The 23,604-nt window shown below is 70.8% G+C and carries 26 protein-coding genes; 13 read left to right on the forward strand and 13 right to left on the reverse strand.

The window, feature by feature from the left end:
• Positions 1-71: 71 nt before the first annotated feature.
• Both C4T78_RS25940 and C4T78_RS25945 read left to right on the forward strand, forming a co-directional pair.
• The gene (locus C4T78_RS25940; protein WP_235863620.1) at positions 72-506 is read left to right on the forward strand and encodes a nuclear transport factor 2 family protein; all 435 of its coding nucleotides are present in this window, start codon (positions 72-74) and stop codon (positions 504-506) included.
• Complete coding sequence (locus C4T78_RS25945; protein ID WP_093354198.1) at positions 503-1,333, forward strand: NmrA family NAD(P)-binding protein; 831 nt, start codon at positions 503-505, stop codon at positions 1,331-1,333. The genes C4T78_RS25940 and C4T78_RS25945 overlap by 4 nt, the downstream gene beginning before the upstream one ends.
• On the opposite strand, the gene C4T78_RS25950 is transcribed toward C4T78_RS25945, so the two are convergent.
• Entirely contained in the window at positions 1,245-1,793 is a 549-nt protein-coding gene (locus tag C4T78_RS25950; protein WP_143185891.1) for a phosphatase PAP2 family protein, read from the reverse strand. The two genes, C4T78_RS25945 and C4T78_RS25950, sit on opposite strands and share 89 nt — an antisense overlap.
• A 92-nt stretch (positions 1,794-1,885) precedes the next feature.
• Here C4T78_RS25950 and C4T78_RS25955 point away from each other — a divergent pair, with 92 nt between their 5' ends.
• Both C4T78_RS25955 and C4T78_RS25960 read left to right on the forward strand, forming a co-directional pair.
• A complete protein-coding gene (locus C4T78_RS25955; protein ID WP_093354203.1) occupies positions 1,886-2,422 on the forward strand; it encodes a chorismate mutase in 537 nt (178 codons plus the stop codon).
• 57 nt (positions 2,423-2,479) lie between these two features.
• Positions 2,480-3,391, forward strand: a complete 912-nt coding sequence (locus C4T78_RS25960; protein WP_093354205.1) for an LLM class flavin-dependent oxidoreductase — start codon at positions 2,480-2,482, stop codon at positions 3,389-3,391.
• 93 nt (positions 3,392-3,484) lie between these two features.
• Here the strand turns inward: C4T78_RS25960 and C4T78_RS25965 are convergent, their stop codons facing one another.
• Positions 3,485-4,477, reverse strand: coding sequence for an aldo/keto reductase (locus C4T78_RS25965; RefSeq protein ID WP_093354207.1), 993 nt, complete (start codon positions 4,475-4,477; stop codon positions 3,485-3,487).
• Positions 4,478-4,590: 113 nt separating this feature from the next.
• Between C4T78_RS25965 and C4T78_RS25970 the strand changes: the two genes are divergently transcribed.
• Entirely contained in the window at positions 4,591-5,448 is an 858-nt protein-coding gene (locus C4T78_RS25970; RefSeq protein ID WP_093354209.1) for a helix-turn-helix transcriptional regulator, read from the forward strand.
• 27 nt (positions 5,449-5,475) lie between these two features.
• On the opposite strand, the gene C4T78_RS25975 is transcribed toward C4T78_RS25970, so the two are convergent.
• Positions 5,476-6,006 (reverse strand): GNAT family N-acetyltransferase, encoded by a 531-nt coding sequence (locus tag C4T78_RS25975; protein ID WP_093354211.1) that lies wholly within the window; start codon positions 6,004-6,006, stop codon positions 5,476-5,478.
• Positions 6,007-6,100: 94 nt separating this feature from the next.
• The gene (locus C4T78_RS25980; protein ID WP_093354214.1) at positions 6,101-6,865 is read right to left on the reverse strand and encodes an SDR family NAD(P)-dependent oxidoreductase; all 765 of its coding nucleotides are present in this window, start codon (positions 6,863-6,865) and stop codon (positions 6,101-6,103) included.
• 81 nt (positions 6,866-6,946) lie between these two features.
• Between C4T78_RS25980 and C4T78_RS25985 the strand changes: the two genes are divergently transcribed.
• The 3 genes from C4T78_RS25985 (at position 6,947) to C4T78_RS25995 (ending at position 10,035) form a co-directional block, all read left to right on the forward strand.
• Complete coding sequence (locus C4T78_RS25985) at positions 6,947-7,540, forward strand: TetR family transcriptional regulator (RefSeq protein ID WP_093354217.1); 594 nt, start codon at positions 6,947-6,949, stop codon at positions 7,538-7,540.
• Between the two features lie 209 nt (positions 7,541-7,749).
• Positions 7,750-9,273, forward strand: a complete 1,524-nt coding sequence (locus C4T78_RS25990; protein WP_146075835.1) for a hypothetical protein — start codon at positions 7,750-7,752, stop codon at positions 9,271-9,273.
• Positions 9,274-9,492: 219 nt separating this feature from the next.
• Positions 9,493-10,035 (forward strand): flavoprotein, encoded by a 543-nt coding sequence (locus C4T78_RS25995; protein WP_374703902.1) that lies wholly within the window; start codon positions 9,493-9,495, stop codon positions 10,033-10,035.
• Here C4T78_RS25995 and C4T78_RS26000 read toward each other — a convergent pair.
• Entirely contained in the window at positions 10,032-10,418 is a 387-nt protein-coding gene (locus tag C4T78_RS26000) for an SgcJ/EcaC family oxidoreductase (protein WP_093354224.1), read from the reverse strand. The two genes, C4T78_RS25995 and C4T78_RS26000, sit on opposite strands and share 4 nt — an antisense overlap.
• A 332-nt stretch (positions 10,419-10,750) precedes the next feature.
• On the opposite strand from C4T78_RS26000, the gene C4T78_RS26005 reads away from it, so the two are divergent.
• On the forward strand, positions 10,751-12,622 hold the full coding sequence (locus tag C4T78_RS26005) for an N-acetylmuramoyl-L-alanine amidase (RefSeq protein WP_093354227.1): 1,872 nt from the start codon (positions 10,751-10,753) through the stop codon (positions 12,620-12,622).
• A gap of 53 nt (positions 12,623-12,675) precedes the next feature.
• Here C4T78_RS26005 and C4T78_RS26010 read toward each other — a convergent pair whose 3' ends face one another.
• The 7 genes from C4T78_RS26010 to C4T78_RS26040 all read right to left on the reverse strand — a co-directional run bounded on the left by C4T78_RS26010 (position 12,676) and on the right by C4T78_RS26040 (position 19,196).
• Positions 12,676-13,185: a hypothetical protein gene (locus C4T78_RS26010; RefSeq protein WP_093354577.1), complete on the reverse strand. Its 510-nt coding sequence runs from the start codon at positions 13,183-13,185 to the stop codon at positions 12,676-12,678.
• A gap of 1,002 nt (positions 13,186-14,187) precedes the next feature.
• Positions 14,188-15,135: a PDR/VanB family oxidoreductase gene (locus tag C4T78_RS26015; protein ID WP_093354229.1), complete on the reverse strand. Its 948-nt coding sequence runs from the start codon at positions 15,133-15,135 to the stop codon at positions 14,188-14,190.
• Positions 15,135-15,875 (reverse strand): SDR family NAD(P)-dependent oxidoreductase, encoded by a 741-nt coding sequence (locus C4T78_RS26020; protein ID WP_093354232.1) that lies wholly within the window; start codon positions 15,873-15,875, stop codon positions 15,135-15,137. Before C4T78_RS26020 ends, C4T78_RS26015 begins: the two co-directional genes overlap by 1 nt.
• A complete protein-coding gene (locus C4T78_RS26025) occupies positions 15,872-16,375 on the reverse strand; it encodes an aromatic-ring-hydroxylating dioxygenase subunit beta (protein ID WP_093354234.1) in 504 nt (167 codons plus the stop codon). The genes C4T78_RS26020 and C4T78_RS26025 overlap by 4 nt, the downstream gene beginning before the upstream one ends.
• Entirely contained in the window at positions 16,368-17,639 is a 1,272-nt protein-coding gene (locus C4T78_RS26030; protein WP_093354237.1) for an aromatic ring-hydroxylating oxygenase subunit alpha, read from the reverse strand. Before C4T78_RS26030 ends, C4T78_RS26025 begins: the two co-directional genes overlap by 8 nt.
• A gap of 14 nt (positions 17,640-17,653) precedes the next feature.
• Complete coding sequence (locus C4T78_RS26035; RefSeq protein ID WP_093159680.1) at positions 17,654-18,034, reverse strand: hypothetical protein; 381 nt, start codon at positions 18,032-18,034, stop codon at positions 17,654-17,656.
• A 22-nt stretch (positions 18,035-18,056) separates the two neighbouring features.
• Positions 18,057-19,196 (reverse strand): acyl-CoA dehydrogenase family protein, encoded by a 1,140-nt coding sequence (locus C4T78_RS26040; RefSeq protein WP_093354239.1) that lies wholly within the window; start codon positions 19,194-19,196, stop codon positions 18,057-18,059.
• Positions 19,197-19,331: 135 nt separating this feature from the next.
• On the opposite strand from C4T78_RS26040, the gene C4T78_RS26045 reads away from it, so the two are divergent.
• From C4T78_RS26045 to C4T78_RS26060, 4 genes are all read left to right on the forward strand, one after another.
• Positions 19,332-20,789 carry a sensor histidine kinase gene (locus C4T78_RS26045; RefSeq protein WP_093354241.1) on the forward strand — a complete coding sequence of 486 codons (1,458 nt, stop codon included), beginning with the start codon at positions 19,332-19,334 and terminating at the stop codon, positions 20,787-20,789.
• A gap of 70 nt (positions 20,790-20,859) precedes the next feature.
• Complete coding sequence (locus C4T78_RS26050) at positions 20,860-21,408, forward strand: flavin reductase (protein WP_235863621.1); 549 nt, start codon at positions 20,860-20,862, stop codon at positions 21,406-21,408.
• Positions 21,409-21,435: 27 nt separating this feature from the next.
• The gene (locus C4T78_RS26055) at positions 21,436-21,717 is read left to right on the forward strand and encodes a hypothetical protein (protein ID WP_235863622.1); all 282 of its coding nucleotides are present in this window, start codon (positions 21,436-21,438) and stop codon (positions 21,715-21,717) included.
• Positions 21,714-22,949 carry an amidase gene (locus C4T78_RS26060; RefSeq protein ID WP_093354244.1) on the forward strand — a complete coding sequence of 412 codons (1,236 nt, stop codon included), beginning with the start codon at positions 21,714-21,716 and terminating at the stop codon, positions 22,947-22,949. The genes C4T78_RS26055 and C4T78_RS26060 overlap by 4 nt, the downstream gene beginning before the upstream one ends.
• Before the next feature lie 7 nt (positions 22,950-22,956).
• On the opposite strand, the gene C4T78_RS26065 is transcribed toward C4T78_RS26060, so the two are convergent.
• Positions 22,957-23,580, reverse strand: a complete 624-nt coding sequence (locus tag C4T78_RS26065) for a response regulator transcription factor (protein ID WP_093354246.1) — start codon at positions 23,578-23,580, stop codon at positions 22,957-22,959.
• Positions 23,581-23,604: the final 24 nt, after the last annotated feature.

Below are 23,604 nucleotides of genomic sequence, written 5' to 3' on the forward strand. Positions count from 1 at the left end.
AGCCACGGACCGCTGGTCCGGGGCAACCGCGGCCCTGCCTGCCGCCGCGCCGGACCGGGAACGTGGGTGGCGTGGAAGCTGAAGAACTGTTCCAGCGGGCTTTGGACCTGCTGCTGACCAAGGACATGGCCGGATTCGTCGACCTGTTCACCCCGGACTGCACCGTCGAGTTCCCGTTCGCCGAGGGCACCCCGGCGCGGCTGTCCGGGCGGGAGGAGCTGCGCGCGTACCTGGCGGACTACCCGGCCCGGATGGACATCACCGGATTTCCCTCGGTCGTGGTGCACCGGACCACCGACCCGGCGACGATCGTCGTCGAGTTCAGCGCGCACGGGCGCACCGTGGCCACCGGCCGGCCCTACGAGATGCGCTACGTCTCGGTGTTCGTGGTGCGCGACGGCGCCTTCGCGGAGCTGCGCGACTACTGGAGCCCGGTGCGGGCGGCACGGGCGACGGGCGCGCTCCGCGAGCTGGCCGACGAGCTCGTCGGTGAGGTGCGCGCATGACCGTGCTGGTCACCGGCGGCACCGGGAACACCGGTCGGCCGCTCGCGGCGCTGCTGCGCGGGCGCGGAGTTCCGGTGCGGATCGCCAGCAGGCACCCCGGGCCTGATCCCGATCACGTGCGCTTCGACTGGTCCGATCCGCGCACTCACGGCCCTGCGCTGGAGGGCGTCGAGCAGGTTTTCCTGGTGCCGCCGATCGGTGTGCTGGAACCGATGCCGCTGGTCGAGCCGTTCCTGCGGGCCGCCGAAGGGCGCCGGGTGGTGCTGCTCGGGTCGTTGGCGGTGATCCCCGGGCTCACCCGGCTGCGCGATCGCGTCGCGGCGATGCCGGACTCCGCGGTGCTGCGCCCGTCCGGGTTCATGCAGAACTTCACCGGCCCGCACCCGGTCGCGGTGGAACTGCGAGAACGCGGCGTGATCCGCACCGCGACCGGCAACGGCCGGCTGGGCTGGATCGACGCCGCCGACATCGCCGCGGTCGCCGACGCGCTGCTCGCGGCGGACGAGATCGACCGCGAGTACGTGCTCACCGGCCCGGAAGCGCTGAGCCACGCCGAGGCCGCGGCGATCATCTCCGAGGTCACCGGGCGGCCGGTGCGGCACGAGGACATCACGCCGGAGGAGCGGATCCGGCAGCACTCCACGTCGGTGCCCGCGGACTTCGCCGCTGCGCTGACCGCCATGGACCTCAACATCCGCGCCGGGTCGGAGGACCTGGTCACCTCGGTGGTGCCGGACCTCACGGGGCGCCCGGCGCGTTCGTTCCGCGACTTCGCGCGCGCCAACCGAGCCGAGTGCACACCACCGCCACCACCGCACCCAGGATGAATCCCGCGAGCACGTCGTGCGGGTAGTGCACCCCGATGAAGATCCTGGTGAAGCCCTCCAGGGCGGCGATCGCGAAGGCCGGCAACGCGATCCGCCGCCACTGGAGGGCCAGGGCGACCGCGAGCGCCGCGGCGGCCGTCGAGTGACCGCTGGGCAGCGACCAGACGCTCACCTCCGCGCACGCCCTGATCGTCTCGATCGGCATCGCGTTGCACGGGCGCGGTTGCTGGAAGACGTCCTTGATCAGCCCGGCGAGCACCCAGCCGAGGGCACCGGCCAGCAGCGGGATCAAGTGCTGCGGGCGGCGCCCCGCGCGCCACCACGACAGGACGGTCAGCGCGGCCAGCACACCGAGCAGGGCCTGCGTCGCGAACAGCACGACGTGGTGCACCCACAGCGGGGTCCCGGCCGCCCAGCTCACGATCGCGCGGTACCAGTCCGCGCTGAGGTCGATCAGCACCAAGCCGAGAATACCGGCGCGGCAGCGGTGGCCACGGGTCGCGCGGTGGGCAATACTGCTCCGCGGCCTGATCGTTGACCCGGAGGTTCGCCGTGCGGTCGCTGCTCGTCACCGGTGCCGTCATCGTCGCGCTCGCCGCCCCGGCGCACGCCGACCCCGGCTCGCTCGACCCGCTGCTGCACGCGGCGGCAGAGCGCGTCGCCACCGCGGACCAGGTGGCCGCCGCCAAGTGGGGCACCGGGCAGCCGATCGACGATCCCGCCCGCGAGCAGCAGGTGCTCGACGCGGTGGCGCGCAAGTCCGCCGAACTCGGCCTGGACCCCGCGGCGGCGCAGCGGATCTTCCGGGACCAGATCGAGGCGAGCAAGGTCGTGCAGCACGCCCTGCACGACCGCTGGGCCGCGAACCCCGACGAGCAGCCGACCGAGCGCCCCGACCTGGGCGAGGTGCGGCCGGTCATCGACCGGCTGAACGACGAGATCCTGCTGGAGCTGCGCGACACCCGGCAGCTGCGCGAGCACCCGTCGTGCAAGGGCCGACTGGCGGGCTCGTTCAACCGGACCCGCGCAGAGCTGGACCACCTGCACACCACCGGGCTCGCGCGGGCGATCCCGTCGCTGTGCTCTTGACCTCCAGCGCGCTCTAAGTCCGATCCTGGGGCCGAGCACCGACCCCAGGAGCAGCAGATGGCTATGGAGATCGGGATCTTCCTGCCGCAGATGGAAATTCCGGCGGTGGAGATCCGGGAAGCCGCCTACCACGCGGTGGACGCCGAACTCGACTCGGTGTGGTGCGGTGACCACCTCGCCGACGGAGTTCCGGTGCTCGACGGGATGCTGGCGCTGGCGACCGCGGCGGCGGTCACGGAGTGCATCGACATCGGCTTCGCCGTGTACCTGCCCGCGCTGCGCACGCACGTCTGCGCGGCCAAGCAGATCGCGACCCTGCAGCAGCTGACCGGCGGCGACCGGCTGCACCTGGGCATCGGCGTCGGCGACCACGACAGCGGCTGGGACGCCGTCGGCGTCGACCCGACCACGCGCGGCGCGCGCACCGACGAGTTCCTGCAGCTCCTGCCGTCGCTGCTGGCCGGCGAGCCGACCTCCCTGCCCGGCGGGCCCACGGTCCACCTCGCCCCGCCGGTCCCCGCGCCGCCGCTGTGGATCGGCGGAACCTCCCCCGCGGCGATGCGCCGGACGGCCCGGTACGGCGACGGGTGGTTCGCCGCCCTGCAGAGCCCGGAGGAGATCCGCGCCAAGTCCACCCGGCTCCGCGACCTCGCCGAGCAGCACGACCGCCCGGCGCCCCGCCTGGCCACCGTGGTGCAGTGCGCGTTCGCCAAGCGGCCGGACCCGAAGCTGGGCGAGAACCTGGCCGGCGAGGTCGCGGCCACCTACGGCATCCCGGTCGAGGCGGCGCGCGCCGCCACCTGCGCGGGAACCCCGGCGCAGGTGGCGGAACAGCTGGCGGCCTACGCGGAGGCGGGTGTGGAGAAGCTGGCCGTCGCGGTGACCGGCGACTGGCACCGCGGCTGCGAGTTCCTCGGCGAAACCCGCCGCCTCCTCAGCCCGGAACCCCGCCCCAGGTGCCGCACCTGACGGGCTCGCACGTCCCGATGGGTGGGCCCGTGAGCGCTTCGGGTCACTTCCCCCAGAACGCTCACGGGATCAGCTGAATCGGAGCCGATCGCGTCACTCGCGGCCTGCGGCGGTGAAGGACATGTCCGCGTAGCGGGTGCCCGCGACCTGGGCGGCGATCGGTTCCAGGACGGCCAGGTCGGCCGGGGTGAGAGCCAGGTCCGTCGCGGCGAGGTTCTCGTCCAGGCGGGCGCGGCGACGGGTGCCGGGGATCGGCACCACCGTCAGGCCTTCCCGCGCGTGCAGCCAGGCCAGCGCCACCTGCGCCGGCGTCGCGTCGTGGCGTTGCGCGACTTCGCGCAGCGGCTGCAGCAGTTCGGCGTTGTGGGCCGCGTTCTCGCCGGAGTACTGCGGGAAGTTGCGGCGGAAGTCGCCCTCCGAGAGCTTCTCCGCCGCCGTGAACGCACCGGTGAGGAAACCGCGGCCGAGCGGCGAGTACGGCACCAGAGCCACACCCAGCTCCGCGGCCGCCGGCACCGCCGTGTTCTCCACATCTCGGTTGAACACCGACCACTCGCTCTGCACCGCGGAGATCGGGTGCACCGCGTGCGCCGCGCGGAGCTCGTCGCCGGTCACCTCGGACAGCCCGAGGTGGCGCACCTTGCCCTCGGCGACCAGCTCCGCCATCGCGCCCACCGTTTCCTCGATCGGCACCGACGGATCGAGGCGGTGCATGTAGTAGAGGTCGATCTCGTCGACGCCGAGCCGCCGCAGACTCGCTTCCGCCGCCGAGCGGACGTAAGCCGCATCGCCCCGGAACCCGCGGTAGTGCGGGTCGTCGGCCTTGCGGACGATGCCGAACTTGGTCGCGATCACCACCTGCTCGCGGTTGGCCCGCACGAACGGCGACAGGAACTCCTCGTTGGCGCCCATCCCGTAGGCGTCGGCCGTGTCGAACAGGGTCACGCCGCGCGCCAGCGCGTGCTCCAGCGTGCGCCGGGCCTCGTCCTGGTCGGTGGGCCCGTAGAACTCGCTCATCCCCATGCAGCCGAGGCCCTGCGCCCCGACCACCGGACCGGATCCCAGCCGAACCTGCCGCAACGTCATCTCGTCATCTCCTTCGTCGGTCCTCCGATGGTCGCCGGGTTCACCGCCGCGCGGCAGGTCGCGCTTCTCCTGGGAGTGGCACACCCAGGCTGTGCGCGTGGCAGCATCGAAGGGTGAGCAACGAGCTGGGCAGCTTCCTGCGGGCGTGCCGCGACCGCCGCAAACCGGGCGACGTGGGTCTCCCGCCCGGTACCGGTGTGCGGCGCACACCGGGGCTGCGGCGCGAAGAGGTCGCCGCCATCACCGGGATCAGCTCGGACTACTACACGCGGCTGGAGCAGGGCCGCGAGCGCCACCCGAGCGATGCCGTGCTGGACGCGCTGGCGCGCGGGCTGCTGCTCGACGCCACTGAGCGCCAGCACCTGCACAACCTCGCGCGACACGCATCGGGCGCCCGGAACCCGGAACAGCCGGAGGCCGAGGCGGTGCGGCTGAGCGTGCTGCGCCTGCTCGACACGCTGGCCGGGCCCGCCTACGTGCTGAACCGCCGCAACGACATGCTGGCCGCGAATCCGGCCGGACTGGCGCTGCTCGCCGACATCGACCAGTGGCCCGCGCACCGCCGCAACACCACGCGCTACCTGTTCCTGCACCCCACCGCGCGCAAGCTGATGGCGCCGTGGGCCGAGATCGCCGAGAACTCGGTGGCCGACCTGCGCGCCACCTTCGGCGACAACCCGGCCGATGCCCGGCTGAAGGCGCTGATCGACGAGCTGACGCTCAAGAGCGAGGAGTTCCCGGCGATGTGGGCGCGCCACGAGGTGCAGCCGAAGTCGGCCGGGATCAAGAACTTCGACCACCCCGCGGTCGGCCCGATGTCCCTGACCTACGAACTCCTGGGCATCTCCGGCACCGACCAGCGGATCGTCGTCTACCAAGCCGAACCGGGCACCTCCGACCATGACGCCCTGGAGCTGCTGAACCTGGTCGCCCGCCGCGAGCACCGCGCGGTCCCCGAGCACCGCACCTGACTCCGCTGTGGACAGACGGGTGTGCGTTCAGCGGCTTCCGACGACTTCTCGCTGGTAGAGGCTGGTGGGCCAGCGCGCGTGCGGCGGGTCGGCAACGTGCTCGAAGCCCGCTCCTTCGTAGTAGCGGCGCAGCACCGGGTTGTTGCTCGCGGTGGACAACCGCACGTACGGCCAGCCCCGTTCGGCCGCTTTGCCGGAAACCCACTCGATGATCCGGTAACCGAGTCCCGCACCGCTCGCACACCGGGCGACCGCGAGCCTGGAGATGTAGTAAGCCGGTGCCACCTCCGAGCCCCAGAGCTCGACTTCGTCTTCGGAGACGACAGCAGTGGCGACCGGCCTCCTCGCGGCGTCTTCCACCAGGAGCGCTTCTCCAGCGGCGATCTGCGCGCGGACGGACGCCGCCGGGAAGCGCTTCGGCCACTGCGCGATGCCGCGATCGCGGAGCCAAGCCGCTGCTTCGGCCAGCAGGTCGAGCACGACGTCCTGCTCACCCGGGCGGGCAGGGCGGATGAGGAGGTCGCCGGACAGGGTCTCGGGTCGGGCGAGAACGGCCATGCACCGATGGTGCACCGGAGACCCCCCGGGGGTGCCCTGGCCTTCGGCCCGCGAGCTTTGCGCGTCGCAGCAGGCTCGCGGGCCGATGTCCGGGTCACATGTGGGTGCCGCCGTCGACGCGGAGCTCGGTGCCGGTGACGAAGGCCCCGTCGTCGGAGGCCAGCGCCGCCACCAGGCCCGCGACCGTCTCCGGCGGGGCCATGCCCTTCATGACCACCGGGTAGAGCTTGGTGAACAGGCTCATGTCCGCGTCCTCGGGCAGGCCGGGGCCGCGGCCGGTGGTCATGCCGCTGCTGATCGAGCCGGGCGCCAGCGCGACCGCGCGGAGGCCCTGCGAGGCGTATTCGCTGGCCAGCACGTGGGTGAACGACTGGATCCCGCCCTTGGAGGCGGCGTAGGCGGCCATGTACGGGTGCGCGAAGCTCGCCGAGGTCGAGCTGAAGTTGACCACCACGCCGCGGCCGGACTCCAGCAGCGCGGGCAGCGCTTCCCTGGTCACCAGGAACGTGCCGGTCAGGTTGATCTGCAGGATCGAGTTCCAGAACTCCAGCGTGGTCTCGTGGGTGTGCGCCGAGCGCAGGACGCCCGCCGCGTTCACCAGCACGTCGAGCCCGCCGAGCTCGGCCACCGCGCCCGCCACGCCCGCGCGCACAGCGGCTTCGTCGGCGATGTCGACGGCCATCGTGCTCAGGCGCTCGGCGTTGTCCGCCGCCGCGGCCTTGGTCGCCGCCAAACCATCCTCGTCGCGGTCCAGCGCGACGACCCGTCCGCCTTCGGCGAGGATCCGCTGCACCGTGGCCTGCCCGATCCCGGAGCCGGCACCCGTGATCAGCACCCGGCGATCCGCGAAGCGTTCCATGACTGTCCCCTTCCCTCATTGACACGTCGTGTCGCTATGGCACAACGTGCCACGTCGGCAGTTTGTTCCTAAACTGGGGGTGTGAGCCTCACCGAACGCCGCAAGGCGGCCACCCAGCTGGAGATCGCTCGCGCGGCCGCCGCGCTGTTCGCCGAGCACGGCTCCGACGGCACGACGGCCGAGTCGATCGCGGAGCGGGCGGGCGTGAGCCTCCGCACCTTCTACCGCTACTTCCGCACCAAGCAGGACGCCGTCGCACCGCTGCTGAACTTCGGCGCCCGCCGCTGGCAGGACCTCCTGGCCGAGACGCCCGACGACGTCCCGCTGCCGGAAGCCCTGGAACGAGCGGCGCAACGCGCGATGACCGTCCGCGAAGCGGACGAGGCCGGCTCCCTCGAATGGACCCGCGGCCTCCTCCGCGCGGCGGTCGACGACCCGGCCCTGCGCACGGTGTGGGCAACGGTGAACCAGGACTCGGAGCAACAGCTCCTGCCGCTCCTCGCCCGGCGCATCGGCGCGGAACCGACCGACCTCCGGGTCCGCCTGACAGCGGCGGCGGCCACCACGGCGATCCGCGTGGCCGTCGAGACCTGGGCGGCGGCGGAAGCCGAATCGCCGCCGGTCGCGGATCTCGCCGCCCACTGCATGCGGAACCTCACCGCCGGGCTCACCTGAGTTCAGCCGGCCCCGGTTCGGGATGCGAGACCACGGCACCCGCGCACTTCACGGCGGATGTTCGCAGATGGGCACTCGGAATTGCCGGGAGTTCTCTACGATTCCGCCGCGTGCTCGAACACAACGAGGTTGAGGACCTGCTGATCAAAGCGGCGCGGTCCGGCGAACTGGTGGACATCTCGAACGAGCCGGATCGCGACGTGCGCGCAGTGGTGATCCGCAGCTTGCTCAGGGATGAAGGAGCCGAGAAGCCCGATCCGCGCGGGGTCCGACTCCGAGGCGCCCGCATCATCGGAGGCCTCGATCTCACCGACGTCCGCACGTCGGTTCCGCTGGTGCTGACCTCCTGCGAGCACGAGGCGCCCATCGTCCTCGAACGTGCCCACCTGCCCTACTTGGACATCTCCGACAGCACGTTCCCCGAGTTCCTCGGTGATTGCTTCATCTGCGACAACGACGTCGTCATGGCGGAGGTCCGCTGCCGGCGGATCAGGCTCATCAACAGCAAGATCACCGGAATGCTGAACGTGTCCGGTGCGGTGTTGACCGCGACCGACGAGCCCGCGCTGCACGCGGACAGGATGGCCGTCAACCACCTGGCGGCCATCGGCCTGCGAGCCTCGTCGGACAGCGAACTCGGCACACTTCGGCTGCTCGACGCCACCATTCCCGGACAACTCGACCTGCACGCAGCGGCCATCGATGCGACCAGAGGCCCAGCACTCGCCGCGGACTGGATCAAGGTCAACAGCGGCTTGCTGATCGGAGACGGCTTCCGGGCCACCTCCAACAGCGCCCTCGGCGCAATTCGCCTGCCCGGCGCGACCATCACCGGGCAACTCCTCCTCACCGGGGCGACCATCACGGCGTCCGAAGGCCCGGCGCTCTTCGCGGACCGGCTCACCGTCCACGGCAGCGTGCACCTGAGCACGGGGTTTCGAGCCAGCTCGACCAGCGAGGAGGCGACTCTGCGCCTACCCGGAGCGACCATCACCGGCCAGTTCAGGCTGCGCGAAGCCGAGGTGACCAACGCGGCTGCCGCGCACCTCGTCCTCGATCTGGCCTCGGCGCAGGTGCAAGGCGATCTCGTCCTGTCGCTGCAGACGATCTCCGGAGAGGACAACCATCCCTTCCAGATGCAGGTCAACGGGTTCGCATACCCCTTCATCCCGCGGGAAGCGGGGTGCCAGGAATGGCTCCGGCTGCTGGCCGAGCACACGCCCGAATACGCTGCTCAGCCCTACCAACAACTCGCTGCCGTCTACCGCGCCGCAGGGCACGATCGCGAAGTCCGGCGGATCCTCATCGCCCAGCAGGTCGACCACCGCCGCCGGGGCCACCTCGGCAACCGCATCCAGAAGCTGCTGCACCGCGCCAACGGCGCATTCATCGGGTATGGCCACCGGCCCTGGCGCGCACTCGCGTTCCTGGCCCTCGTCGGCCTCGTCGCCGTAGCCGTGGCCACTTCCGCGAGCCTGCTCGGGTTCGCCGTTCATCCCGTCAAATCGCCCGGTGAAGCGCCGACTGCGTGCTCTTCCGCCGAAGCGATCGGGCTCGCGCTGGACACCTCGATACCCGTGCTCAAACTCGGCGGCGAGAAGAAGTGCGAGATCGCCGCGACCGGGTGGGGCCAGGCCTTCTACCTGGCCAACTACCTGCTGCAGATGCTCGGCTGGGCATTCGCCACGCTCTTCGTCGCCGGATACACGGGGCTGGTCCGGAAGAACAGCTGACCTCGGCACCCCGGGCGGTGCGGAAGCAGCGCAAGAGGTTCGGCGGTCCTCGGCGTCCGGAACGCGCTTCTGCCAGCGTCGCTGCGGGAGACGACCAGCGCTCCAGCCGCGGCTCCAGACCGCGGCTGGAGCGCTGGTCTCCATCGGTGCTCTCAGAGCCCGCAACCCTCACCGGGCTCAGCTGGCAAGCCGGTCGGTGGGTCGCTGCATACTCGGGTGGTGCGGACTCTCGGGGTGATCGGTTGTGGAGCTGGCGGCGTCGAGCGGCTTCGGGGTGAGCTCGTCGAGCCCGCCATCGAGCGGGGCTGGCAGGTCGCCGTCACCTTGACGCCGACCGCGGGTGAGTGGCTTCGGGCCATCGGCGAGGTGGAGCGGATTTCGCAGGTCACCGGGCTGGCTTGCCGGGTGGAGGCGCGGTTGCCCGGAGCAGGGCGGCCGCATCCGGACATCGACTGCTACGTCGCCTGCCCCGCCACCGCCAACACCGTCGCCAAGCTGGCGCTGGGGATCGCCGACAACCAGGCGCTGACCACGCTCGGCGAGGCCATCGGGACTCCGGGAGTGCCGGTGGTGGTGTTCCCGAAGATCAACGCCACGCAGGTCCGGCACCCGGCCTGGCAGTCCCACGTGGACGCGCTTCGGACCGCCGGGGTGCACCTCCTGCTGGACGATCAGTTCGCCGCGCACGGCCCGCGCAGCGGTAACGCACCCGGCATCCCGTGGTCGGGGGTTCTCGACACCGTCGAGCGCATCACCGACTAGGCGCCCCGCTCGAACTCCGCGAAATCGGCCCGGATCGTGTTGTGGAACGCGGTGATCAGGCCGTCTTGGACGATCAGCGTCTGGATGCTCCGCGTCTCGCCCGCCCTCGGTCCGACCGGGACGTGCAGCGTCGAGCTGGTGTGCGCGAGCAGGACGCCCGGAGCCACCTCCCGCTGGTCCAGCAGGCGGAACTCGTTCCTGCTGCCCCGGTAGACGGTGTCGAAGAGGTGCCGGTGCTGCCGGGCGATCTCGGCGCGGCCCCGCTGGAGCCGCCCCACCACGTCGACAAGGTCCGCTTCCTCCGAGAAGTGCTCGGCGAACGCCGACCCGTCACCGGCGTTCCAGGCTCGCTGCAATCCGCTGATCACCTGCTGAACAGACATGCGCCGATGCTGCTACCTCGACCGCGCTGGAGGTCAAGCGCCGGTGAACCATCGGGGGTGCGGGAGCCGTGGACGTCGTGAGGGACTGCGCCGCTCCGACCAAGCAGAAAGGCTCTCAGCGATGTCCCGGGAATCTGGGAGAACGGGCCCGGCCGGGGACCGTCGCGGCGTAAGCTCTTGATCACTTCCGGACACGCCGCCTCCCCGGACTGGCAGGTTCCGCGGTGGCGGCGCGGGAACCTCAATCCTCCACTGAGGACATCCGCGATGGAATTAGCGAGGTAGCAAAGATCTTGTCCACCAGAAAACCCCGCTGGTGGCGAGCTGCCGCGGTGACGGCCGCTGCCACCGGTCTGCTGGCCGGTGCAGCCCAGCCCGCCGCAGGCACCTCACCAGACGAACCCCGCAGCACCGAGCAGCAGGCCTTCGAATCGGCCGCCGCCGAGTTCGGCGTCCCGGCGCCGCTGCTGCTGGCCACCTCCTACCAGCTCACCAGGTGGGAGGACCACCGCGGCGAGCAGAGCAAGGCCGGCGGCTACGGCCCGATGCACCTCACCGAGGTCGACTTCGAGCAGCTGCGCCGCGAGAACCCCAAGCTGAAGAAGCTCGCCGACAACCCGACCCTGCACACCCTGGCCGAGGCCGCCGAACTCGTCGACCTCCCGCCGGAGCAGGTCAAGCGCGATCCGGAGCAGAACATCCGGGCCGGTGCGGCGCTGCTGGCCGAACGCGCCAAGCAGCTCGGCGACGGGCAGCTGCCCAACACGCTGGGCGGCTGGTACCCGGCGGTCGCGGAGCTCAGCGGCAGCCCGCAGGCCAGCGGCGCGCGGTCCTTCGCCGACTCCGTCTACGAAGTGCTCGACAGCGGCCGCAGCCGCACCACCTCGACCGGCCAGCAGGTCGGCTTCGCCAAGATCCCCGAGGTGACGCCGGACCGCGACCTCACCGGCACCAACCTGGCCGACGTGCAGACCGCCCGGGTCGAGCCGAAGGCGGAGTGCCCGGCCGAGCTGGACTGCAAGTACATCCCGGCGGCCTACGCGCCGACCGACCCGGAGGACCCCACCGGCGGTTACGGCAACTACGACACGGCGAACCGGCCGAAGGACGTCCGGATCAACTCCATCGTCATCCACGACACCGAGACCTCGTACCAGTCGACGATCTCGCTGTTCCAGAACCCGGCGCACGGCTCGGCCTCGCACTACGTGATCCGCTCCTCCGACGGTGAGGTCACGCAGATGGTGCCCACCAAGGACATGGCGTGGCACGCCGGCAGCTGGGACCGCAACATGCGCTCCATCGGCATCGAGCACGAGGGCTGGGCGGCCGAGGGCGGCACCTGGTACACCGAGCAGATGTACCGCTCGTCGGCGCAGCTGGTGAAGTACCTGGCGGACAAGTACGACATCCCGCTGGACCGCGAGCACATCCTCGGCCACGACGAGGTCAGCGCCGACAAGCCGGAGCAGGCGGGCGGCGAGCACTACGACCCGGGCCCGTACTGGGACTGGGCGCACTACATGAAGCTGCTCGACGCCCCGCTGGACGGCGACACCGGCGGCGACGACGTGGTGACCATCTTCCCCCGGTTCGACACGAACCGGCCGGTGGTGACCGAGTGCCCGCCGAAGGAGGAGTGCCGCGAACTGCCCTCGCAGCCGGCGAACTTCCTCTACCTGCGCAGCGCCCCGCGCGACGACGCCCCGCTGCTCAGCTCGGCCTCGGTGCACCCGGACGGTTCGCCCGGCACCACCAGGATCGAGGACTGGTCGGCCAAGGCCGCCGTCGGCCGCCAGTACGCGGTCGCGGAGCGCCGCGGCGACTGGCTGGCGCTGTGGTTCGACGGCAAGAAGGCCTGGCTGCGCGACCCGGGCGGCGTGAACACCGCCCCGGCCGACGACGCCGAGCTGGTGACCCCGGTGCGCGCCGACGTCCCGACCTACGGCATGGCCCTGCCCGACGCCGACGAGTTCCCGAAGGGGCTCGACCCGCTGGTGATCAAACCGCTGCCGTACAAGCTCCCCCAGGGCCAGGTGTACGTCGCGGGCCGCGCGAGCCGGGCGATCTACTACAACGTCGGCTACGACGGCGTGAACGACCCGAACAACCACAAGGTGGTCCTCGGCGGCGAGACGTACGTCCCGATCTCCTACAACCACCGCTGGGTCTACGTGAAGGAATCCGACCTCGAAGAGGCCTGATCCCAGCACGACGAGTGGGCGCGAGCGCTGCGGCGTTCGCGCCCACCGCTTTTTCAGCTCCCGACGGTGCTGTGCCAGTATGCGGCGTCCTCGCTGCTCTGCTTGATGATCCGGTCGGGCGCGGGCGGCGCCGGCCAGAACTGGAGCAGGTAGCGGTCCACCAGCGGATCCTCGACCGCCCTGGTGTCCAGGTCGTTCGCCTCGTCCATCCGAACCGCGTGGTAGCGGACCCGGTACTCGAATCCGTCCAGGTCGAGCGGCCAGCTGCCCTCCCCGCCCCAGCAGACGAGCGCGACATCGCCCAGCGGCTGGTACGAGGCCTCGACTATCTCCTCCCAGGTGTCGTCGACCGGTGGGGCCTGTTCGTGGAGTTCGACGGTGAAGCCGACTTCTCCCGTGTGCAGGCCGGTGATCAGGAACAGCCCGCCGCGCTCAGCCGCGCCGAGCAAGCCGTTGCGCTGTCCGGCGAAGGATTCCTGCAGGTCCAGGTGCCGACCTCCGCTCTCGACGTATATCTGCCCGTAGTGGACCCACACCTCGCCGTCGAACAGTTTTCTCGACATGGCCGCGATCATCGCCCAGACCCCTGACGCTCGTTGACGGCGTTGGAGTGGTCGATGCCTTTGTCCGGCTTCGTCGCGTTCGGCGGGTGTGGTTGTTGGCGGGTGCGGGGTTGCCGCGCCGTGCGGGCTGGCGGTTTCGCCCTCTAGCCCTGGCTGTCGAGCGACCAGGCTCGGCCATCGCATCAGCACGGTGAGTCCTATTAGGACTGAGCAGGTTTCACGTCTCCGTCTCGGTCAATGCCAACGACACGCCGATCTTTCCCCGACCACTTATGTGGATTTATGTTGCGAGGTAAGAGTTTTCGCGTTCGGCGGGTGTTGTGATCACCTGATCGTGGGACGATTATTCGCTCGAAACCACGTTCGATCCTTGGCAGAATTTGATGCATGACACCGCTGAAACCAAAACCCGCAATCCCAACCCAACGGAGAAGAGGAAGGCCACCGATGATGAACCAGCCCACCGCCGCCCAGCCCGGAACCGCCAGCACCACCACGCCCCACCGCCACTCCCGCGCAAGCCGCCAGCCCGCACACCACGGCAACCCGGCACCCAACCTTGCGGTGGCGGAGGTACCCACCACTCAACCTGAAGCTGTCCCGGCCACCCAACCTCCGCGACCCGCCAGAGGCAAACGGGGTCCGTTCCATACCGGGTCTTCCTCGTGATCTAGAACCAAACGCGGCTGCGGGACCGACGTCAAGCCTCCCGCCCCGAAGGAGCGGCTACCAGGACGATCTGGGCATCCCGGCCACAGCTCCACAACTCCCAAACCACGGGGATGACCACCGCCACGACACAACGACATCAGAACCGCGCACCTTGAAAACTCAAGAGTGGAAACCAAAGAGCCGCCCGGCTTCCCGAACTCCGGCCCGAACCGCCCCGCAAGCCTCCGGGACTCAACCTCCCGTTGCTTGCAGCGACCAAGGACCCGGAGTGAACGCGTCGTAAGCGGCGCTGGTAACCGGCCCACCAGCGCCGCTCACAACGCGGAACGATCAGTACAGCTCGATCACGAGCTTGTCGGTCAGCGCCCGCGAAACGCAAAGGGCCATCTGATCCCCGGCTGCTTTGTCCGAACCGGACAGACAGTTGTCGCGGTGGTCGGGAACGCCGTCGAGGACACCCGACACGCACGAGCCGCAAATGCCCTCCTCGCAGGACTTCGCCACGTCGATACCGCCCTCTTCCAGCACCGAGAGGATCGAGCGGTCGGCCGGGACCTCGAATACCTCCCCGGTGTCGAGCTCCACCGTGAACGGCGCATCCGCGCTGGTATCGACCTCGGTGGCGGTGAAGTGCTCGACGTGCACGTGGTCCGCGCCGACCGCAGGCGCGAACGCCTCGGTCACCTGGTCCATGAACCCCTCGGGCCCACAGGTGTAGACGTGCGCGGCCGGAGTCAGCTCCGCGGCGATCCCGGCGAACAGGGCCGGTTTTTCGGCACGGGGCACACCGAGGTGCACGTGGGCGCCGAACTCGCTTTCGAGCAGGTCGACGAAGGCCGCCTCGGCCCGGGAACGGGCGAAGTAGTGCAGCTCGAAAGCGGCCCCGGTCCGGCGCAGCTCGTGGGCCATGCTCAGCAGCGGCGTCACACCGATCCCACCGGCGACGAGGACGTGGCGGTCCGCGTCCTCGGCGAGGGCCAGCAGGTTCCGCGGCGGACCGACCTCCAGGTGGTCACCGACCGCCACAGCGTGCAGCGCGGCCGAACCTCCCCGGGACTCGGGCTCCCGCTTCACCGCGATGAGCAGGGATTTCCGGTCGTCGGGCGGCCCGCAGAGCGAGTACTGCCGCAGCACTCCGGTCGGGCCGGTGACGTCCACGTGCGCGCCCGCCCGGTGGGCCTCGAAGGGCGCGCCGTCCGCACGGGCCAGCCGGAGCGCGCGGATCCCGGCGGCCGCCTCAACGATCTCGACGACCTCGACCTTCATCGCAACTCCCATCAGCGCAGGTAGAGACCGCCGTTGGCGTCCCAGCAGGCACCGGTGACCGAGGCGGCGTCGGGCGAGACCAGCAGCGCCACCATCCGGGCGATGAACGCCGGATCGCCGAGCCTGCCGACCGGGATGTTCGCCGTGAAACCCTCCAGCGCCTCCTCGCCGACGATCGACCGCACCATCGGGCTGTCCAACGGTCCTGGCGACACCGCGTTGACGGTGACCCCGCGCGGTGCGAGCTCGCGGGCGAAGACCTTGGTCGCGGACATGATCGCGCCCTTGGAAGACGCGTAGTGGCCGCCAGTCGCGGTGCCGCCGTTCTGCCCGGCCAGCGAGGCCATGTTGACGATCCGGCCGTAGCCCTTCTCGGCGAAGTGCGCGCCGAAGACCTGGCAGGCCGTGAAGGTGCCGGTGAAGTTGACCGCCAGCACGGCGTCGAGCTCCTCCGGCGTGATCTCCAGCAGCGGCTTCGCCTGCGTGCGGGCGGCGTTGTTGACCAGCACGTGCACCTCGCCGAAGTCGGCGACCACGTCGGCCAGCAGCTGCTGCAGCGCCGCGCGGTCGCTGACGTCCACGCGGTAGCCGCGTGCGGTGGCACCGGTGCTGTCCAACTCGGCCGTCAGCGACGCGGCATCGGCCACATCGGCCACTGCGACGCGGTAGCCGTCGGCGTGCAGGCGGCGGACGATGAACTCGCCCAGTCCGCTCGCCCCGCCGGTCACCACCGCGACCTGCGCCGCGCTCACAGCAGGAATCCCGCGGCGGGCACGGCTTCTTCGCTGTCCACCAACCGCACGACCTTCTGCGCGATGCGGTCCTCGCCGGCCTCCGAGAGCCGGATCCGGTGCACCACGTCGCCGGCCCAGATGTCGTGGCGGCCGCGCTTGTAGGCGATGAGGATCTGCGCCGACCGCAGCACGACTTCGTCGTCGGCCACCGACTCCGGCACGAAGCGGGACACCGTGCGCACCGTGCGGGCGGCGTCCACCGCCGCGATCGCGTAGCCCTCGATCATGCGGGTCACGCGCATCTGCCGCATGCGGGCGTCGTCGTAGACCATGTTCAGCGTGTTCGCGAAGTCCTCGGTGTGCGGGTCGATCGGGATGATGTAGAGCCCGTCGTCCGCGTAGAGGCCGTTCCAGGCGGTGTAGTCCTTGCGGTCGAGCAGCTCGGCCTCTCGCCAGATCAGCTCGATCGCCCGGACGACGCGGGGATCGGTCGTCGACAGCATGGTCGCGTCAGTCATCGCCCATCATCTCCTTCCACTTGCCGTAGGCCGCGCGCATCCCGGTCTCGTCGGTGACGTGCGCGGTCGGCCAGCCCTCAGCACTGCGCGTCTCGCGACCGATGCCGCGGTTGACCAGGATCGGCATCTCCGGTGCGCCCTGCGCGCCGCGCTGCACCCGGTCCCAGCCCTCGGCGTCGTCCGGCGTGCCGAAGCCGAACGGGCCCTGGAAGTGCTCGTGGATGCGCAGCCGCTCGCGGTTGACGGCGTCGACCTCGGGCGGGCCGTCCGGGCCGATCGCAACGTGCTCGATCCAGGTCTCGTCGACCGCGACCGGGCGCAGCACCCGGAAGAACGCCGAGGACATCGAGACGTTCGGGAACAGGTTGAGGTTGAAGCCGGTGCCGTGCATGGCCCGGACCAGCTTGCGCACCTGCGCCTCGTCGAGGGTCTTCGACAGCTCGGCCACGAGGTCGTCGAAGCGGCCCTGGAGCGGTTCGGTGCCGTCGTCGGCGTCGAGGTCGGAGTGCTCGGGGACCATCTGCATCACGCTGTGCCCGTTGCCGAGGTCGTGGGTGATCGCGGCCGGGTCGGTCATGAACGACATCATGTCCGCGGTCTCGGCGTCCACCGACGCCATCCACGACCGGTGCACGATCGGGAAGTGGTAACCGTCGGTGGTGTTCTCCAGCTGGATCTTCCAGTTGCCGCGGAACTTGAACTGGTGCTTGCCCAGCACCTTGATCGGGTAGCCGCCGCCCTGCTTCATGAACCGGTCGATCCACAGCCGGGCGTCGCCGAGGAACTCCTCCAGCGGCTCGGCGTCCTCGTTGAACGTCGCGAACACCAGGCCGCCGTAGCTCTCGGTGCGCAGCTTCTTCAACGACAGCTCGGACTTGTCGATGACGCCCTCGTAGCCGTCCGGGTACGGGATGCCGCGCAGCTGCCCGTTGAGGCCGTAGGACCAGGCGTGGTACGGGCAGGTGAAGCCGTTGGCCTTGCCGCTGGGCTTCTCGCAGATGCTGGCGCCGCGGTGGCGGCACCGGTTGAGCAGCGTGCGCAGCTCGCCCTTGCGGTCGCGGGTGACGATCACCGGCTGCTTGCCGACGTGCGTCGACTTGAAGGTGCCGGGCCCGGGCAGCTCGCTCTCGTGCGCGACCCACACCCAGGTGCGCTCGAAGATCCGGGTCAGCTCCTGGTCGAAGATCTCCGGGTCGGTGTAGAGGCGGCCGGCGACCCGGTCCCCGGCGGCCAGCCCGGCGGGCGCGGTGGTGTTGTCGGTCATCGGGTTCTCCCTGGTCAGTCGGGCAGCTCGACGTCTTCGCGGACGGTCAGCGCGCGGCCCATCCGGGCCTCGACCCTGGCGAACCGCCACAGCTTGGCGCGGCCGTCGGCGACCTGCGTGGTGCGGAAGAGGTTGCAGGCGGCCTTCACGGTCTCCTGCGAGTCGACGTCGGCGAGGATGTAGCAGGTCCACGGCCAGCCCTCGGACGGCCCGACCATGTGCGAGTCGTCGTCCATGTCGCCGATGAAGTCCACCCCGGGCAGCGCCTTGAGCTGGTCCATCATCGAGACGAACGCCTGCCAGACGTCGCCGATCTCGATGCCGTCGGTGGGCAGGTCGAAGAAGTTCTGGTTGATGCCGATGCAGAACAGCACGCGGAGCGGCTGCGCGGTCATGCGGATCTCCTTCGTCGTGGTGTCAGCGGAAACCTGGGGTGGTGGGCGGCATCCCCATGAGGACCGCGCCTGCCGCGTCGTACATCGACGGGCCGAGGAAGGCGTGCTGCTTCGGGACGAGCGCGTCGCCGTGCAGCAGCTGCAGCGGGTGCGAGGTGTTGATCGGCGCCGTGCCGGAGATCTCCAGCAGGCGGCCGACGACGTCCGACGACGTCTTGGCCAGGTGCGCGGAGGCGAGCCGCAGCCGCGCGTTCTGCTCCGCGGTGGCGTCGTCACCGGCCAGGACGGTCTCCCAGACCTCGTTGCTGAGCTCGTAGAACCACGCCCTGGCCGAGTGCAGCGAGGCCTCGGCACCGGCGATCTCGGTGCGGTAGTAGGCGCGGTCGGCCAGCTTCGGGGCGCCAGTGACCCCGGCGTAGCCGGCACCGACCTCCTCGGCGTAGTCGAGCGCCGCGCGCGCCACTCCGGCACCGACGACGGCCAGCACCTGGGAGGCGTAGGCGATCGTCGGGTAGCGGTAGAGCGGTTCGTCCACAGTGGGCGTTCCACCGCGGATGAAGGTCCATTCGCGCGGGACCTCGACGTCGCGCACCACCAGGTCGAACGAACCGGTTCCGCGCATGCCGACGACGTCCCATTCCTGGACGATCTCGACCTGCTCGGGCCGCAGCACCGCGGTCCGCGGTTTGCCACCGGTGCTCTCGTCGCCCGGGATGCCCACGCCGAGCACGTCGGCGCCCATGCAGCCGCTGGCGAACTTCCAGCGGCCGTCGACCCGGAACCCGGTCTCGGTCGGCTCGGCGGGCTGGACGGGGAACAGTCCCCCGGCGAAGGCCACGTCCGGGCCGTTGCGGTAGAGCTCGGCCTGCGTGTCCAGCGGCAGCGCCGCGAGGTACACGAGCGCGGACCCGAAGCTGGCGACCCAGCCGGTGGAGCCGTCCACGACCGAGATCCGCTCGATGCGCGCCAGGAAGTCGGCGGGGGCGAGCGGTTCGCCGCCGAACCTCGTCGGGGTCGCGGCGCGGTAGAGCCCCAGCTGCTTGAGCCGGGTGATGAAGTCCTTCGGCACGTAGCGCTGCTCGCGGAACTCGGCACGTCGTTCGGCGAGCTCCGCCAGCACGTCCTCGAAGCTGACACCGTCGCTCTGGTGGGTGTGCACCATCTCAGCTCCCTCGTCGTTGCTGGACGGCTCCCGACGTTACGAACGCTGCCACCGCCGCGGGAATTGGTATTGCCTCTGCCCTCGTAGGGGATTCCTTCAGTGCGACCCCCCGCGCACCCGTCTTACGCTGGGCCGATGCAGGCCGACCCGCGCGCGCCCGAGCTGACGGCGCAGGACTTCGTGACGATGGCGCACGCCACCCGGATGTGCGTGCTCCTGCACGACGCCGCGACCAAGGACATCCTCTGGGCCAACCCGGCGGCGTGCGAGATGCTGGAGTGGAGCGTCGCCGAGCTGCGCCCGCTCAAGGCCAACGACATGAGCAGCTCCGCGCAGCAGTACGACCGGGTGATCGGCCGCGCCTGGCTGCAGGAGGCCGTCGACAAGGGCGCGAGCCGGATCGAGTGGCACTACCGCGCGAAGTCGGGCCGGGTGATCCCGACCGATGCGGTGGCCGTCCGGGTCGAGCTGGAGCGCGGGCCCGCGGTGCTGGTTCAGTTCCGCGACATAGAGCGCGAGCAGGAGGTCGAGCGGCAGCTGCGGCTGACCACCTCGTGGGTCGATGCGCTCGCCCACCACACCTCGACCGTGGCGCTGATGCTGGACGCCGCGGGCACCATCCGGTTCGCCACCAACACCGCGCTGCCGCTCATCGGCGCGACCCCGGGCGAGCCGCTCGGCCCGCTGACCGATCACGCCCGCCTGCGGCTGCGCGGCCGTGTGTCCACATGGGACGAGGTGCTGTCGCGCGCCGATCCGGTCACCTCGGTCCAGCTGGAGGTCGACCGGCCCGATCAGGAGCGGGTCTGGCTGGAGGGCAGCCTGGAGCGCCTGCAGGAGAGCGACGGGCTGCTGATGATCCTGCACGACGTCTCCGAGCGGATCCACGGCCAGGTGCGCCGGGAGCGGGAGATGCACCGGGAGAACTATCTCGCCCGCTACACCGCGATGGGCGACATGGCGATGGCCATCGCGCACGAGCTCGGCCAGCCGCTGGCCGCGGCGGCCAACTTCCTGGCCGGTTCCCGCGCGGCGGCGCCGGCCGATTCGCGCGTCGGCTACGGCATCGACAACGCCGTGCGGCAGATCGAGCGGGCGGCCACCATCGTCAGCTCGGTGCGCGCGTTCGTCGGCCACCTCGAGCACGTGCAGCAGGTCGCCGACCTCAACGACATCCTGGAGGAGTGCCTGTACTTCGTCGGGTTGCGCGCGGGTCCGGCGGGCGTCGAGGTGCGGGTGGACCGCAGCCCGGAGCCGGTGCTCGTCCGCTGCGAGCGGGTGCTGACCGGGCAGGTGGTGCTCAACCTGTGCTTCAACGCGATAGACGAGATGGCGGTCTGCGACCCGCAGCGGCGGCAACTGACCGTCACCACCCGAATCGACGGTGACGCGGGCGTGCTGACCGTCGACGACCTGGGTCGCGGGCTGCGCCACGACCCGTTCGAGCGGACGTTCACCGACAAGGAGCACGGCAGCGGCATCGGTCTGGCCCTGAGCTACCGGATCATCACCCGCCAGCACGGCGCGATCTGGGGCGAGTCCCGGGACGAAGGCGGCTCCCGCTTCGGCTTCTCGCTCCCGCTCGCTTCGTAGGGGAAATCCTCAGCCGGGCGCGGGGAAGTCTCGATTCCCGGTCGGCGAGCGCGTGCGTAACGTCGGAACGGTGCCGGAAACCGCCGTCCTGCCCCCTGGAGGAATCGTGCCCGAGCTGACCCCGGCCCAACGCGACTTCCGCGCCGCGATGGCGAACCTCTCCGCCGCCGTCAACGTCGTGACCACCGACGGCGAGCACGGGCTCGCCGGGATGACCGTCAGCGCGGCCTGCTCGGTGACCGACTCGCCGCCGACCGTCCTGGTGTGCGTCAACCGCTCCAGCCGGTCCCACGACGTCCTGGTCGCCAACGGCCGGATCTGCGTCAACGTGCTCGGCGCCGAGCAGGAGGACCTGGCGATGCACTTCGCCGGGGCCACGAAGGTGCCGACCGCGCAGCGCTTCACCGAGGACTGCTGGGACCTGGAATCCGAGGGCGTCCCGGTGCTGCGCGACGCGCCCGCCTCGCTCATCGGCCGGATCATCGCCGAGCGGGCCCAGGGCTCGCACTCGGTGATGTTCGTCGAGGTGGACAAGGTGATGACCCGCGAGGACAGCGGCGCGCTGGTCTACTTCCAACGCCGGTTCCACAGCCTGACCGCCCCGCCCCTCAGCGCCTGAGCCCGCTCGCGGAAAGGAGCTCGCCGGATGCCCACCCCATCGGACGCCGAACCCACGCGGATGACGTTGACCTGCTACAACGACACCCACGGCTACGGTTGGCGACATGTCGACCTGTTCGTGCACGACGCCAACGGCCAGGAGCTGAACTGGGTCCACTGGGCGGTCGCGGAGGACGGGCCGGACGCGGCCGACGCGGTCACCGCGGAGGTGGAGCCGCTGCTGCGGCGGACCTCGGAGTGGCGGCACTCGGTGAGCGCCAGCGGCATGGACTACTGGGTCGCCGACGCAGCGTGGGAGCAGCCGTGAACCACTGGCAGCCCTGGTCGCTGCGCGAACTCGTCGGCGACCTGACCACCGGCGCGACCACGCCCGCCGAAGCGCTCCAGCGCTCCCGCGCCCGGATCGACGAGACCGATCCCGAGCTGCGGGCCTGGGTGGAGATCGGCACCCCGGCGACGGCCACCGGCCCGCTCGGCGGGGTTCCGCTCGCGGTCAAGGACATCGTCGACGTCGCCGGGCTGCCCACCAGGTGCGGCTCGCAGCTGCGCGCGGACGCGCCGCCCGCGGCGGCCGACGCGGCGATCGTGACCGCGTGGCGGAAGGCCGGCGCGATCCCGGTCGGCAAGTCGGTCACCACCGAATTCGCCTACTTCGCTCCGGGCCCGACCCGCAATCCGGCCGCACCGGAGCACACGCCGGGCGGCTCTTCCAGCGGTTCGGCCGCGGCGGTCGCCGCCGGTCAGGTGCCGCTGGCGCTGGGTTCGCAGACCGCCGGATCGGTCACCCGCCCGGCCGCGTTCTGCGGTGTCGCGTCGCTGGTGCTCACCCGCGGCCGGTTCTCCGTCGAAGGCGTCACCGGCTTGAGCCCGAGCCTGGACAGCCACGGCTTCTTCGCCGCCGGCGCCTCCGACCTGGCCCTGGCCTGGTCAGCGCTGACCGGCGAACCCGATTCCGGTCTCGCCACCGGTCGACCGCCACGCCTGCTGCTCTGGATCCCGCAGGCCCTCGAAGCGCCGATGGCGACCGCGCTGACCAGCGCCTGCGCCGAGCTGCGCGCGGCCGGTGCGGTGATCGACGAGTTCCCGGACGACCAGTTGATCGCGCAGCTCACCGCCGCGCACCCGGTGATCATGGCCTACGAAGCCGCACGCGAACGAGCGGTGGAGCTGGCGGCGGCGTCCCGGTTGAGCGAGCAGCTGGCGACCCTGCTGAGAACCGGAGCCACCACCTCGGAGCACGACTACGGAACCGCCCGCCGCGCCACGACCGAGGCGGGCGAGCGGCTGTCGGAGCTGCTGGCGGACTACGACGCCGTGCTGGGTCCGGCGGCCCTCGGCCCGGCACCCGCCGGAATCACGGCCACCGGAGACCCGGTCCTGAGCCGTCCCTGGCAGGCGCTCGGGCTCCCCGCGCTCTGCGTCCCGGGCATGCGGAGCGAAGCAGGCCTGCCCCTCGGCCTCCAGCTCGTGGGCGCCGCGCGCTCCGAAACGGAGCTGCTGGCGACGGCCTGCTGGACCGAAGCAGCCCTGCGGGCCTGATCCCCGGTCAGACCTCCACCCGGTGCAGGAGGATGTCCCGGACCAGGGCCGCGAGGCTCTCCGCCGCCGCCTTCGCCTTGATGCGGGCCCGGTGGACGTCCACGGTCTTGACGCTGGTGCCCAGCTTGCCCGCGATCACCTGGCTCGGCAGGCCCTCGATGACCAGGCGCAACACCTCCCGCTCGCGCGGTGTCAACGCCTCCAGCCGGTCCGCGACGGCGCGGCGCTCGGCGTGCTCGGCGAACCGCCCCCGCGCAACGTCGAGCTGGGCCTGCACCAGCTCGACCATGCGCTGCGGCTGGTAGGGCTTCTCCAGGAAGTCCACCGCGCCGCGGGTGACCGCGCGGACCGACATCGGGATGTCGCCGTGGGCGGAGCAGAACACCAGCGGCGCCGGGTAGTCCATCTCCAGCAGCCGCTCCTGCAGCTGGAAGCCGCTGATGCCCGGCATCCGCACGTCGACGATGACCACGGCGATCTCGGCGGGGTCGAACTCCGCCAGGAAGGTGGTGGCGTCCGGGTAGGTCAGCGCCTGCACGCCGATGCTCTCCAGCAGGAACACCAGCGACTGCCGCAGCGCCGCGTCGTCGTCGACGATGTGCACCACGGGTTCCGAATCCTCGAAGGTCACCGGTTCTGCCTCCTCCGCGTCTTC

Origin of the sequence: Saccharopolyspora kobensis (assembly GCF_900108315.1) — a bacterium.
In the GTDB taxonomy this organism is placed as follows: domain Bacteria; phylum Actinomycetota; class Actinomycetes; order Mycobacteriales; family Pseudonocardiaceae; genus Saccharopolyspora; species Saccharopolyspora kobensis.